Genomic DNA, 12728 nt, shown 5'->3' on the forward strand with positions numbered 1-12728 from the left:
TATATTTTGCACTGATGGATGATTTTAAAAACCCTTACTTTACAGTGCATTCATGGCATGACCAGAAGAGAAGATTATGAAAGATTTTGCGATTCTACCAGAAATTCAAGACACTATTGATAAAGATAGCAGCCATCCACTGCACGGTTTTGCGGTTGTCTATCCGCAACAAGTCGCCTGGGGAGATATGGATGCGTTTGGCCACGTCAATAATGTGGTCTATTACACGTACGCTCAAAACGCGCGTATCCACTACAATAGCCAACTCAATTTATTTAATGAAAAAACATTTTCAGTGATGGCGGCGTCATCTTGCCAATACTTCAAACCTGTCACGCAACCTGATACCTTATGGATTGGCGTACAGGTCAAAAAAATCGGCAACGCCAGCTTAATTCATGAATACACATATTATAGTACGGCGATGAATACCGTTGTTGCACGCGGTGAGTCAGTGCTGGTCTATCTTGATAAAGACAGTGGTCAAAAAAAGAATATTGATGAATCAAGAAAAGCGGCGATTGCTACGCTTGAAGGGTTTGGTTAAAGAATAGGTGGGCTGTTAGGTAACGATCGTTTTTTGGACATTGTTGGCATTCTAAGGACTTGCATTAAAAGACAAATGACCATTAAAAACATGCCGAACCAGCCAATAGAAGAAAACACCTCGCCTACAGCCACGATAGCAAGTATTGTGGCAACGATACTTTCACAATAGTGAGTTCACCGAATCCAGCCATTACTAATGACTGATATAGATTAACAAAGTGCTATTCATGATGCATGATGTCAGTTTATGCAATTATTGCGAATAGTAATGAAGTAGGTATTTAAAATAAAAACCATATTAAAACGCTATATTCTAGAAAAGTAATAATGAGAAATACGACTATAGTTCATTAAAAATGTGTTAAGGTAATGTTTTTTTATGTTAAAGAATATCTATGAAAAAGATACTGAGCTCAGTTGTTATATTATTAGTTTTAGTAGCAGGTTATTTATATGCATCTCCTTACTTAGCGCTTAATAGCATAAAAAATGCCGCTCAAGCCCGAGACGCTGACAAACTATCTAGCTATATTGATTTCCCAAGCGTAAAACAGAGTGTCAAAGATCAATTTAAAGCTAAGCTTGCTGCAGAGATGATTACAAGTGAAAATAATGACGGTTTTGAAGCATTAGGCTCAATGTTTGCTACTGCAATGATAGATCCGATAGTTGATGGCTTGATTACTCCAGAGGGGGTAGCAGCTATAATGTTAAAGGAGCAAGAACAAGACTCTCCAGAAGCTACTGGTATACAAGAAGAACCTAAGGAACTAGAATATGAGACCAGTTACGATTCGTTTAATAGCTTTCATGTTGATATAAATAACACAGAAAGGGATGATAATGTAAAGGTTATCTTACATCGCCAAGGTTTAAGCTGGAAAATAACCAACATAGATTTCCCTTTAAATAACTTTTAGTAGGATTTAAAAAGTCTTATTTTAGTTGATAACAATTTTATCTATTTGACCCGATAACTACTAGCTGATATCTAAGTGTCGATTGACATGTAGACATCCAAAAAAATAAAAGCCTTACATAAATTTGTAGGGCTTTTTTTATGCTTACTTGAGTTATTTCCTCAATAACTACCAATCAAACATAGTTCGTCACTAGCAAGATAATAGGAATTGAAGTCGTATTGTAATCTAAAAACCATTCTATTAAATTCAAATAAGGACTAAGGACAGTGCATTTATTAATATATAAGATAATCTATGGAGAGATGTCTCAATTTGGATCCTACACACCGGACGGTTTCATGGAAAAATGGTGGTAAGCATGCGGCCGATACGCTATCAGCTAGTAATGAGAACGGTGCAAGCCACTTTTCGGTTTCCTCAAATACATGGCGCACCCATCCATATAGGCGACCCAAGCTTAATCGGTATAAAAGACATTCATTCCCCCGACTTTGGTGATCAATCGATCTTAAAAGAGGGCGAAGTTCCTGTGTTTTGGGCTTGCGGTGTCACGCCCCAAAGTATCGCCATGACCAGCAAACCTGAGCTTATGATCACGCATGTACCGGAGCATATGTTTATCTGCGATCCCAAAGATGAGGACTTGGCAGTTCTATAATTTTGGCTTACGCCATTCGCTACAGACCGTTATATATAACGTCTTAATCAATACTCACTTCAAACTAAATCAGCCATTTCTCAAAATAATTGCCCATTTTTACTTTAACGGAATAATCAATCATATGAATATTAACTTCACGGATTTAGAAAAGCTCATAAAACTGGCAGAAGGCTCAGACATAAAGTCTTTAGAAATAACGGATGGCGATACGCGTATCTCTATCGTTTGTCAGGTCAATGACAATCACAATGCCAACAGCAGCACGCGCAATTCTACTAATAAGGTGTCCACATCAGAGCAGCAGACAGCAAGCGTATCTGCTCAGAAAGCCAGCACCAATGATGATGAAACAATAGGCTCTAATACAACTGACGAAACAGTAGCTACTGAGGGCGCAGGGAATCACGTCACTGCCCCAATGTTAGGTACTTTTTATCTGCGCCCAGATCCGACAGCCGAGACCTTTTTTAAAGTCGACGATCAGATAGAAGCAGGGCAGACACTGTGTATTATTGAAGCCATGAAAATGATGTATGAAGTTAAAGCAGAAACGAGTGGTACGCTTAAAGAGATTTTGGTAGAAGAAGGTGACGTCGTAGAGTATGAGCAGCCTTTATTTGTGATAGCGCCAAACAGTTAAGGTCAAAGAGCACCGCGTCTATAACGACGCATAAATACTGTATTTGACATCATCTTCTTAGGAAAACAGACATGTTCTCAAAAATCTTAATTGCCAATCGCGGCGAGATTGCTCTACGTATTATCCGAGCTTGCAGACAGTTAGGTATTCAAACCGTCATTGCTCATTCTGAAACCGATAAAGACTCACTGCCCGTACGCTTAGCCGACGAAAGAGTATGTATCGGCCCTGCCAGCGCGGTAAACAGTTATCTTAATCAAAGAGCGATCGTTTCTGCCGCCAAGATAACAGGCGCGCAAGCCATTCACCCAGGCTATGGTTTTTTGTCCGAAAATGCCGATTTTGCGGCTTTAATTGAAGCCTCAGGGCTGATATTTATTGGTCCAACGGCAGATAATATTAGCAAGATGGGTGACAAAGTCGCAGCAAAAGAGCAAATGACGATCGCTGGCGTGCCCTGTGTGCCAGGTTCTGATGGCGCTTTGCCTACCGACTCGGAGCAAGTCATTAAGATTGCCAAAGACGTCGGCTATCCAGTCATTATAAAGGCAGCTAGCGGTGGTGGCGGTCGCGGCATGCGAGTGGTCGAAAAAGAAGCCGATTTACTCTCGGCTATTGCTATGACGCAAACGGAAGCCAAAGCCAATTTTGGTAGCTCAATCGTTTATCTTGAAAAGTACTTACAAGCGCCTCGCCATATTGAAGTCCAAGTGCTGTCTGATACGCATGGTAATGCCATCTATTTAGGTGAGCGCGATTGTTCGATGCAACGTCGCCACCAAAAAGTCATTGAAGAAGCGCCAGCACCCGGTATCACGGACGAACAGCGTCAGCAGATAGGACAGGCTTGCGTAACGGCATGTCAAAAAATGCAATATAGAGGGGCAGGCACGTTTGAATTTTTATACGAAAATGGCGAGTTCTTTTTTATCGAGATGAACACTCGAGTTCAGGTGGAGCACACCATTACTGAAATGATAACGGGCGTTGATATTGTTCAAGAGCAAATAAGAGTCGCTGCAGGATTGGCGCTTGCGCACAAACAAAGCGATATTACAATCACGGGACACGCTTTTGAATGCCGTATAAATGCTGAAAATGCCCAGACATTTTTACCAAACGCAGGACGTATAGACTATTGTCATATGCCAGCAGGATTTGGTATTAGAGTGGATAGCCATGTCGAATCCAACTATACCGTACCGCCGTCTTATGACAGTCTAATTGCCAAAATATGTGTGCATGATCATTCAAGAGCGCAGGCGATAGCGAAGATGCAAGCAGCCTTATCAGAGGCACAAATTACAGGCATTGATACCAATATTGGTCTGCATCAGCGTCTGTTTGAAGACAAGGTGTTTTGTGACGGTCAAATGAGCATTCACTATCTGGCTGAGTGGATACAAGACAATATAAGTTAAGAATAAAAACGAGCGCTAAAGCTGAAATGAAAGCTGACGTTGAAATAAAGATCATGGAGCGCGTACAAATGGAACTACAGTGGCAACTATGCAGTGAAACCAATCTGGCTTTGTTCTTCCCAAAGCCTGTTACCTTAGACAAGCAGCGCCAATGCTGGGCGTTAGCAGATATTATCAATAAAATGCCAGAAGTCATAGAAGTGGTGATAGGTATGAATACGCTCAGTGTGTTCACCCTATCATTGACATGGACTGAGCTTCAAGCCTTTGAACAGACACTATCAGCGTTACTCAATGACATCCCATCAAAAACTATAGAAGGCAAACACATCGAAATCCCTGTGCATTACGGTGGCAAGTATGGGCCTGACCTTGCTGCCATGGCAAAGGCATTAAACCTTTCAGTTGAAGACGTTGTTAATTTGCATACTGAGGTGACTTACACCGTGTATTTCATTGGTTTTCAGCCAGGCTTTCCTTATCTTGGCGGCTTATTTGAATCCTTATATTTCCCAAGACACGCCATACCCCGTACGCAAGTACCAGCAGGTTCAGTCGGTATAGGCGGCCAGCAGACAGGGGTCTATCCTTTTGAATCTCCGGGTGGTTGGCAACTGCTGGGCCAAACCGATACCGCGTTATTTGATTTGACTAAAGAGTCTCCAACCTTGCTAAACGCAGGCGATACCTTAACGTTTACAGCGATTGATATTCATGAGTGTAGTTAATCAAAAATAAAAATGGCAAATCCAGTCATCAGGTTCTACTGGTATAAATTTTCCTTGCTGGCGGTTCGTAAGCGTGACAGAGGCTTTGCAAAATTTACTCCAGTAGAACCGTACTGTTTTTAAAATGGATCGACTATAGGATCATAGCTATAAAGGTAATACGAATAAAAAATATAAATAAATAGGTGGTATCAATGAAAATTTTAGACGCAAGCGCCCTTGCTAGTATCCAAGATTCGGGACGCTTGGGCTACCGAAGCATGGGCGTGGGCAGAAATGGAGTAATGGACAGCTGGTCGCTACAAGCTGGCAACGCCTTGATAAAAAATAAGCTTAACGAGCCAGCAATTGAAATTGCTTTGGGTAATTTGACCATACAGTTTGAAGAAGACGTCAGTTTTTGCTTAACGGGCGCCTTGTATGAAGCTTATTTAGACGATAAGCGTATTCCTTGCTATTGGCGTATCAATGCAAAAGCCAAGCAAATACTTAAACTCGTACGCCCACTACAAGGCATGTATACCTACTTATGTGTGCATGGTGGTTTTAATATTGAGCCAGTCCTACAGTCGACCAGCACCAATACCAAAGCAGGCTTTGGCGGCTTTGAAGGTAGGTATCTTAAAGCTGGCGACATGATAAACGTAAAAAAGGCTTCAAGCTTACCCGTCATTGGCGTGGCTCGCCTTGCGCCAACCCAAACGATCAGAGTGATAAAAAGTAGCGAGTATGAATGCTTTACCGCAGCCTCCCAAGAAGCGTTTGAGACACAAGCGTGGAAGCTGCAAACTAACAGCAATCGTATGGGCTATCGCTTAGCTGGCCAGTCAGGGCTTGAATTTAGCGAGCCTGTAGAGATGAGCTCGCACGGTGTCGATATCGGTATGATTCAAGTACCACCGCAGGGTCAACCCATTGTCTTGATGGCAGATGGGCAGACGACAGGTGGCTATCCCAAAATTGCCACCGTCATTAATGCAGATATCGGACTGATGGCACAAACTCGATTTGGTAAAGCCTGTCATTTTACCGTGGTAGATGTAGAACAAGCTTTGCATGAGCAACAAAAAAGACACCATTATATTAAGCAAATTAAGGAATATGCCGATGAAAATTGATTTGAATGCCGATGTCGCTGAAGGCTGCGGGCAAGATGATAGATTGTTGACCATTGTCAGCTCCGCTAACGTCTGCTGTGGCCTGCACGCAGGCTCTTATAGCGAGATGCTAGCTACTTTGCAACTGGCCAAAAAAAATAATGTCAGAGTAGGCGCACATCCTGGGCTAGATGATAGAGAAAACTTTGGCCGTATTCATCAGCCTTTAGATGAAGCTGATTACCGCGCCTTACTATCGTATCAGTTGGGTGCGACCAAAGCGCTATGTGATTTGGTTGGTGTGCCTTTAGAGTACGTTAAACCGCATGGTGCTCTGTATAACCAAGCCGCCGTTGATGAAGCCTTGTCAGATATTTTGGTGAGCGAAATCAAACGCTTTAATCCAAACTTAAAAGTGATGGGTTTGTCAGGAGGCTATCTTGTCAAATCAGCAAAAAATCATGGTTTGGAGGCGATATCAGAAGTATTTGCCGACAGAAACTATGAAAAAGATGGCTCATTGGTCTCTCGCAGTAAGGACAATGCGCTAATAACAGATACGGATGAAGCGATTAATCATGTATTGCAGATGATTACGGAAGGGACTGTGACTAGTGTATGCGGCGCAAAAGTGCCTGTAGATGCGCAAAGCATCTGCTTACATGGAGATGGCGAACATGCCATTTTATTTGCTCAGAATATAAAAGAGCAACTAGAGCGTAAAGGTATAAAGATATCCGCCTAACAATAGTTTGATTGACCTATTTTGTATCACACAAGGATGTTTATGAGTACCTTAAAAAAACACAATACCGCCATTTTAGGCGCGGCCTTCTTGATGGCGACATCAGCCGTCGGACCAGGATTTTTGACCCAAACGGCGACTTTTACCGAAAGCCTCATGGCAAGCTTCGGCTTTGTTATCTTAATCTCTATTGTTATGGATATTGGGGTACAGCTTAATGTTTGGCGCGTAGTCGCTGTCTCCAAAAAACGCGCACAAGAGATTGCTAATTTAGTGTTTCCTGGCGTCGGCTATTTGCTCGCTTTCTTAATTATTGCAGGCGGGCTTGCTTTTAATATTGGCAACATTGGCGGTGCAGGGCTTGGCATGCAGTCCATGTTCAATATATCGCCTATCACTGGTGCATTAATTAGTGGTGTCATCGCGGTGGCCATATTTTTAGGCAAAGAAGTTGGCCCTATGATGGATAAATTTGCTCAGCTCATGGGCTTTATTCTTATCGTACTGATCATTTATGTAGTATTTAAATCTGATCCGCCACTAGCAGAAGCTGTTACTAAAACCATTATGCCCGATAAGATTGATGCAGTCGCTATTGTGACTTTGGTGGGTGGTACGGTTGGCGGTTATATTACGTTTTCAGGTGCGCATCGCTTGCTAGAAGCTGGCGTGAGCGGAGAAGAGAATCTAAGCGCAGTTACTCGCAGTTCGGTCTCTGGGATCTTAATTGCTTCTATTATTCGTGTGTTTTTATTCCTTGCGGTGTTAGGTGTGGTGTCTCAGGGCTTTGCATTGGATCCTGCCAACCCAGCGATGTCGCCTTTTGAATATATCTTGGGCAATGCAGGTAAGGTTATTTTTGGTATGGTGATTTGGGCCGCCTCTGTGACCTCTGTCATTGGCGCCGCTTATACTTCTGTCTCTTTTATGACCAATTTCCACCCGTTCATTGAAACGTACAAGCGTTATTTTATTATTGGTTTTATCGTGATTTCAACATTCGTGTTTGCCACTATCGGTAAACCGGCTCAAGTTCTAGTATTGGTCGGTACGTTAAATGGCTTGGTACTACCTATTGCCATGGTCATTATTCTTATTGCAGCCTATAGAAAAAATATTGTGGGTAATTATAAACATCCTATTTGGATTGCTGTATTTGGTTGGATAATCGCTATTGCTATGAGTATTTTAAGCGTGATGACGATCGCTAAATATCTTGGTATGAGTTGATAATTAAGTTAAGGAATTTATGATGGATATAGAGCAAATAGCACGTGTGGTTAAACTGGTTGAGAGCAGCCAGTTGCATGAAGTCACGATTGCAGAGAGTGGACAGTCTATTAAAGTGGTTAACAATTTGGATTCACAGAGCAGTGCTAATCCGATAGAAGCTAAGCCGACTCATGAGCCTGAGCAGAGTGGTGGTAGTGGACAGGTGCAGGTACGTGCAACTCATGTGGGAAAAATTTATCTAAGTGAAGACAATGCTACCGATAATTTGGTCAAAGAAGGGGATGTTATTAAAAAAGGTCAGACGATATGCTTCATTGAAGAGCTGACCCGTTTATTACCGGTTGTCAGTGATAAGGAGGGCGTTGTTGACGCCATCTTAGTTGAAAACGGACAAAACATTGAATATGGGCAACCTATTTTGGCGTTGGCGATAAACGCGTAGTCTAGATCAGCCATAATTACTTAAATGAAAAAACCCCACATCGCAAAGTTTGTGGGGTTTTTTGGTATGTACCATTATGTTTCATGGTGCGCCTACCAAGAATAAACGATATATTGCATAGGATAAATAAATCTAAGAGATTGGCTATAGCTAATATTGGCTATTATAGGTTTCGTAACTGGTCAATTAACCAACGATGTATACCACTGTCCCTAGTACGTGGATGCCACGCAGCTATGACCTTAAATGTGGGGGGTAATGCTTCAACCCTAAGCTCTTTGACCTTACTGCTCGGCAATAACCGCGAAGGATAATACGCAATCATATCTGTTGTGTGCAAGATATCTGGTACTGCTGAAAAGCTAGGAACTGACATAACAATGTTTCGTTTTAGACCTCTTTCTAAAAACCATTGATCATGAGAGCCACGCAAGTTAGCACGCGAAGGAGATACCACCAGTTGCGGATGAGCGGCAACTTGTGCCAGTGTTAATACCTCGGTTGCAAACTCATTTTGGCAACCTGTCACGCATAAATGTTGTTCTTCAAATAGAGTAACATACGATAAGTTATCAGGGATAAACTCAGGAAAGGTAATCAGTAAATCAAGCTCACCTGCCGCGATAAGCTGATTGATGTTGTCTGAGGCGAAGTCGCGCACAATCAACTTTAAATTCGGTGCGGCACGGCGCGTTATATTAAACAATTGTGGTAATAATGCCTGTGTCGCATAGTCGGTCGCACTAATCGTAAATACGCCTTTGTATGTTTGAGGTTGGAAAACATCTGGTTCTAACAGCACTTCTAACTGCTTTAATATATGGTCAATGGGTTGCTGCATCGATAGCGCCTTTGGTGTTGCTACCATGGTATTCCCTTGACGAATAAACAATCGATCATCAAACAAATCACGTAACTTACGTAATTGCTCACTAATAGCCTGTTGGGTCAGACCCATTTTGCGCGCGACTTGTGAGAGGTTTTTTAGATCAAGTAAGGCTTGTAGTACTCTAAGCTGCTTAATATCGAGTCTATTCATACCGTTCATAATTTGTACCATTAATAATTGTGTCTTAAACAACAAGTGGTTGTTTCTAATTGTACCTATAAAACTCTATGCTTACCAACATTGCTTAATTAGCCAGTTAACCTGACAGCAGGTGGATTGACTCAAAGAATAAGCCTATCCGTTTGTTTAAAAAGAGAGTGTTATGAATCAACCTATACCAAATACGAGTGCATTATTTTCTTCTGTAGAACTTGGGCCTTATACACTTAAAAACCGTATCGTGATGCCACCGTTGACACGTTCTCGTAGCACGCAACCTGACAATATTCCTAATGACTTAATGGCAAGCTATTATGGACAGCGTGCGACAGCAGGCTTTATGGTTACCGAAGGTACGCAGATTGAACCAAGAGGCCAAGGTTATGCATGGACACCAGGCATCCATTCCCAAGCACAAATTGAAGGCTGGAAAAAAGTCACACAAGTGGTACATGCTAAAGGCAGTATTATTTTTGCTCAGCTATGGCATGTTGGACGTGTGTCTCACACCAGCTTACAGCCCCAAGGTGCTCAGCCTATTGGTCCATCAGCCATTACTGCTGACAACGTCAAAGTATTTATTGAAACAGGCCCAGGCGAAGGTGCATTAGCCGATCCAAGTGAACCACGTACACTCAGCACTGATGAGGTTGGCGAGCTGGTAACGATGTATGCCCAAGCAGCACGCAACGCATTGGAGGCAGGTTTTGATGGGGTAGAGCTGCATTGTGCCAATGGCTATTTGGTGAATCAATTTATTTCTGAGTATAGTAATACCCGTGATGATCGATATGGCGGTTCATTAACCAATCGTCTGCGTTTCTTAAAAGAAGTGGTCGCTGCTGTCAGTGAGGTGGTCGGGGCTGATCGCTTAGGGGTACGTTTTGCGCCTTTATTTGCGAGTACTGGTGAGACTCGTGTGTATTTAGGGCTGGTAGAATCAGATCCACATCATACGTATATTGAAGCGATTAAAGTGCTCGAACAAGCAGGCATTGCTTATTTATCAATTGCAGAGGCCGATTGGGATAACGCACCTAATTTACCAGAGAATTTTTATCAAGCGGTAAGAGCTGAATTTTCAGGACGTATCATTTATGCGGGTAAGTACACCGTGCAGAAATCGATTGATATGTTATCTAAAGGTTATGGTGACTTATTTGCTTTTGGTCGTCCTTTTATTGCTAATCCCGATTTACCTGAGCGCATCGCCAATAATTTGCCACTTAATGAGGTAGACCCTGACACTATGTATGGAGGCACTGAAATTGGCTATAACGATTATCCTCGCTACGAAGAATAGTGAGTAAATAAAAATAAGGCCTTTTATGGCCTTATTTTTATTTATAACTTTAGGGTGTGTTGAACCTTCATAATCAGCCCCAATGATAAAAGTGGAGAATCAGTGCCATGATTGCCATGGTTGAATGCTATATAGCCTTTAATGACCGTTCATGTCGCTACTTTATTCAACACGCCCTATTATTAGGAATAAAAAATTATTAGGAATAAAAAAATGCAAAATCAGACAATAAAAGCCATTGGGTATCAAGACAATTTAGCCATCGATAATGAAAAATCACTAGAAGACATCACCCTCGATAAACCGACTGCCTCAGGTCATGATATTTTGGTAGAGATCAAAGCAATATCCGTAAACCCAGTAGATTATAAAATCCGTCAATCGCGTCCTGCACCAAAGGGTGAGTATGCAGTGATTGGTTGGGATGCTGCTGGCATAGTGACGGCTGTTGGAGAAGAGGTCAGCCTATTCTCAGTAGGAGACAAGGTCTACTATGCAGGTGATTTAACCCGTTCAGGTAGCAACGCTGAGTATCAGCTGGTTGATGAGCGTATCGTGGGGCATATGCCAGCATCGTTGTCTTTTGCTGAAGCAGCTGCACTACCATTGACGACCATCACTGCTTGGGAGATGTTGTTTGATCGTTTACAAGTACCTGTCCCTGATAGCTCGGCAAATGAACACAGTAGTAACGAGAATACTAATGATGTCTCAGTATTGGTCATTGGCGCGGCAGGCGGCGTGGGTTCAATATTAACCCAGCTATTAAAAGTACGCACCTCTGCCACGATTATCGGCACTGCTTCGAGAGATGGAAGTGTACAGTGGTTGAAGGATTTGGGCGCAGATCATGTCATCAATCATCGCAATCCATTGTATGATGAGCTAAAAAAGACGGGCATCAGTGAAGTGGATTACGTCATCAGTCTGAACAACACCGACGAGCATTATGAAGAAATCATCAAATGCTTAAAACCGCAAGGTAAGTTGGGGGTCATTGATGATCCAAAATCATTGGATGCCACCCCTTTAAAAACCAAAAGTTTGAGTCTACATTGGGAGTTTATGTTTGCACGTTCTATGTTCCATACGCCAAATATGATCGAACAGCATCATTTGCTAAATGACGTGGCAAAACTAATTGATGCAGGCAATATCAAAACCACGGTTGCTCATAATCTTGGCACTATCACAGCTGAGCATGTACGCAGTGCGCACCAAATGCTAGAAAACCAACAAGCACATGGCAAGATTGTCTTAGAAGGCTGGTCTGTATAAGTCATAAATCTTTAGAAAGTATAATCTTACAAACCAAAATAGAAAATCACTCTTGCTTAAACGGTCAGGGTGATTTTTTGTGTTTAAGTGGATATATAATTAGTTGTGTTTAAATATCTAATAGTACTTCCGTTAAGGAGGGTAACCAAAAGCGCTATTCTACTGATAAAATTGAAGAGATGGGTGTGATTTATACTCTTTTCGACATAGTTGATCCACTTCCTCCTCAAGGTTTCGCAGCTAAAATGGCTCATGATTATTGGGACGTACCTAAGAATTATATTCTCTTTAGTACAGGTGAAGGTGAAGGGGGTTATTTGTATAATACAGAAGATGATAGCATATGGGATTTTCAGATTGGTCAGCTACAGCAACTGATTGATGGAACATTACCGCACTGGAATAGTTTTTATGAGTTTATAATATGGTATCTGACCGATGAAGAAGATGCGTAATATTCGATGATTTTTATCACAAGGCGTAACTTAATTAGCACCCTATGGCAGGATAGTTGCCACCCCCTAAAAATTAATCTAAATGCGGTCAACAAAAATACATCATGCGATGTTATAGCCGTTTAATCTTGGTACTATGTATAAGGAAGACAAAGGCGTTAGTAAAAACTATGCCAAAGCGGTTGAATGGTATAGTGGAGCTTGT

Annotated in this window: 13 protein-coding genes and 1 pseudogene; 13 read left to right on the plus strand and 1 reads right to left on the minus strand. The window is 41.9% G+C overall.

Annotation, left to right across the window (positions count from 1 at the left end; translation table 11 throughout):
- The first annotated feature begins 76 nt into the window (after window positions 1-76).
- The 10 genes and pseudogenes from ACT3TH_RS11660 to ACT3TH_RS11705 all read left to right on the plus strand — a co-directional run bounded on the left by ACT3TH_RS11660 (window position 77) and on the right by ACT3TH_RS11705 (window position 8439).
- A complete protein-coding gene (locus tag ACT3TH_RS11660; RefSeq protein WP_444756004.1) occupies window positions 77-547 on the plus strand; it encodes an acyl-CoA thioesterase in 471 nt (156 codons plus the stop codon).
- Between the two features lie 397 nt (window positions 548-944).
- A complete protein-coding gene (locus tag ACT3TH_RS11665; RefSeq protein WP_444756005.1) occupies window positions 945-1469 on the plus strand; it encodes a DUF2939 domain-containing protein in 525 nt (174 codons plus the stop codon).
- Window positions 1470-1800: 331 nt separating this feature from the next.
- Window positions 1801-2130: pseudogene (locus ACT3TH_RS11670) on the plus strand (D-glutamate cyclase family protein); the annotation flags it as partial.
- A gap of 124 nt (window positions 2131-2254) precedes the next feature.
- Complete coding sequence (gene accB / locus ACT3TH_RS11675) at window positions 2255-2773, plus strand: acetyl-CoA carboxylase biotin carboxyl carrier protein (RefSeq protein WP_444756006.1); 519 nt, start codon at window positions 2255-2257, stop codon at window positions 2771-2773.
- A 71-nt stretch (window positions 2774-2844) separates the two neighbouring features.
- Entirely contained in the window at window positions 2845-4194 is a 1350-nt protein-coding gene (gene accC / locus ACT3TH_RS11680; RefSeq protein WP_444756007.1) for an acetyl-CoA carboxylase biotin carboxylase subunit, read from the plus strand.
- Window positions 4195-4220: 26 nt separating this feature from the next.
- A complete protein-coding gene (pxpB, locus tag ACT3TH_RS11685; RefSeq protein ID WP_444756008.1) occupies window positions 4221-4922 on the plus strand; it encodes a 5-oxoprolinase subunit PxpB in 702 nt (233 codons plus the stop codon).
- Between the two features lie 194 nt (window positions 4923-5116).
- Complete coding sequence (locus ACT3TH_RS11690; protein WP_444756009.1) at window positions 5117-6040, plus strand: biotin-dependent carboxyltransferase family protein; 924 nt, start codon at window positions 5117-5119, stop codon at window positions 6038-6040.
- Window positions 6030-6764 (plus strand): 5-oxoprolinase subunit PxpA, encoded by a 735-nt coding sequence (pxpA, locus tag ACT3TH_RS11695; protein ID WP_444756010.1) that lies wholly within the window; start codon window positions 6030-6032, stop codon window positions 6762-6764. The genes ACT3TH_RS11690 and pxpA overlap by 11 nt, the downstream gene beginning before the upstream one ends.
- A gap of 42 nt (window positions 6765-6806) precedes the next feature.
- Entirely contained in the window at window positions 6807-7994 is a 1188-nt protein-coding gene (locus tag ACT3TH_RS11700) for an NRAMP family divalent metal transporter (RefSeq protein WP_444756011.1), read from the plus strand.
- Window positions 7995-8013: 19 nt separating this feature from the next.
- Window positions 8014-8439, plus strand: coding sequence for an acetyl-CoA carboxylase biotin carboxyl carrier protein (locus tag ACT3TH_RS11705; RefSeq protein ID WP_444756012.1), 426 nt, complete (start codon window positions 8014-8016; stop codon window positions 8437-8439).
- Window positions 8440-8602: 163 nt separating this feature from the next.
- Here ACT3TH_RS11705 and ACT3TH_RS11710 read toward each other — a convergent pair whose 3' ends face one another.
- The gene (locus tag ACT3TH_RS11710) at window positions 8603-9487 is read right to left on the minus strand and encodes a LysR substrate-binding domain-containing protein (protein WP_444756013.1); all 885 of its coding nucleotides are present in this window, start codon (window positions 9485-9487) and stop codon (window positions 8603-8605) included.
- Between the two features lie 163 nt (window positions 9488-9650).
- Here ACT3TH_RS11710 and ACT3TH_RS11715 point away from each other — a divergent pair, with 163 nt between their 5' ends.
- From ACT3TH_RS11715 to ACT3TH_RS11725, 3 genes are all read left to right on the plus strand, one after another.
- Entirely contained in the window at window positions 9651-10790 is a 1140-nt protein-coding gene (locus ACT3TH_RS11715) for an alkene reductase (RefSeq protein WP_444756014.1), read from the plus strand.
- Window positions 10791-11018: 228 nt separating this feature from the next.
- Window positions 11019-12068 carry a zinc-binding alcohol dehydrogenase family protein gene (locus ACT3TH_RS11720; RefSeq protein WP_444756058.1) on the plus strand — a complete coding sequence of 350 codons (1050 nt, stop codon included), beginning with the start codon at window positions 11019-11021 and terminating at the stop codon, window positions 12066-12068.
- Between the two features lie 245 nt (window positions 12069-12313).
- Window positions 12314-12523 carry a hypothetical protein gene (locus ACT3TH_RS11725; protein ID WP_444756015.1) on the plus strand — a complete coding sequence of 70 codons (210 nt, stop codon included), beginning with the start codon at window positions 12314-12316 and terminating at the stop codon, window positions 12521-12523.
- Window positions 12524-12728 lie beyond the last annotated feature (205 nt).

Source organism: Psychrobacter sp. AOP22-C1-C5 (genome assembly GCF_052378885.1).
Classification (GTDB): domain Bacteria; phylum Pseudomonadota; class Gammaproteobacteria; order Pseudomonadales; family Moraxellaceae; genus Psychrobacter.

Excerpts from the sequence above, each read along its gene's own strand:
- ACT3TH_RS11700 (WP_444756011.1), top strand. The coding sequence starts at position 6,807 with ATGAGTACCTTAAAAAAACACAATACCGCCATTTTAGGCGCGGCCTTC.
- ACT3TH_RS11705 (WP_444756012.1), top strand. The coding sequence starts at position 8,014 with ATGATGGATATAGAGCAAATAGCACGTGTGGTTAAACTGGTTGAGAGC.
- ACT3TH_RS11710 (WP_444756013.1), bottom strand. The coding sequence starts at position 9,487 with ATGAACGGTATGAATAGACTCGATATTAAGCAGCTTAGAGTACTACAA.
- ACT3TH_RS11715 (WP_444756014.1), top strand. The coding sequence starts at position 9,651 with ATGAATCAACCTATACCAAATACGAGTGCATTATTTTCTTCTGTAGAA.
- accB (WP_444756006.1), top strand. The coding sequence starts at position 2,255 with ATGAATATTAACTTCACGGATTTAGAAAAGCTCATAAAACTGGCAGAA.
- pxpB (WP_444756008.1), top strand. The coding sequence starts at position 4,221 with ATGAAAGCTGACGTTGAAATAAAGATCATGGAGCGCGTACAAATGGAA.
- accC (WP_444756007.1), top strand. The coding sequence starts at position 2,845 with ATGTTCTCAAAAATCTTAATTGCCAATCGCGGCGAGATTGCTCTACGT.
- ACT3TH_RS11725 (WP_444756015.1), top strand. The coding sequence starts at position 12,314 with ATGGCTCATGATTATTGGGACGTACCTAAGAATTATATTCTCTTTAGT.
- ACT3TH_RS11665 (WP_444756005.1), top strand. The coding sequence starts at position 945 with ATGAAAAAGATACTGAGCTCAGTTGTTATATTATTAGTTTTAGTAGCA.
- ACT3TH_RS11690 (WP_444756009.1), top strand. The coding sequence starts at position 5,117 with ATGAAAATTTTAGACGCAAGCGCCCTTGCTAGTATCCAAGATTCGGGA.
- ACT3TH_RS11660 (WP_444756004.1), top strand. The coding sequence starts at position 77 with ATGAAAGATTTTGCGATTCTACCAGAAATTCAAGACACTATTGATAAA.
- pxpA (WP_444756010.1), top strand. The coding sequence starts at position 6,030 with ATGAAAATTGATTTGAATGCCGATGTCGCTGAAGGCTGCGGGCAAGAT.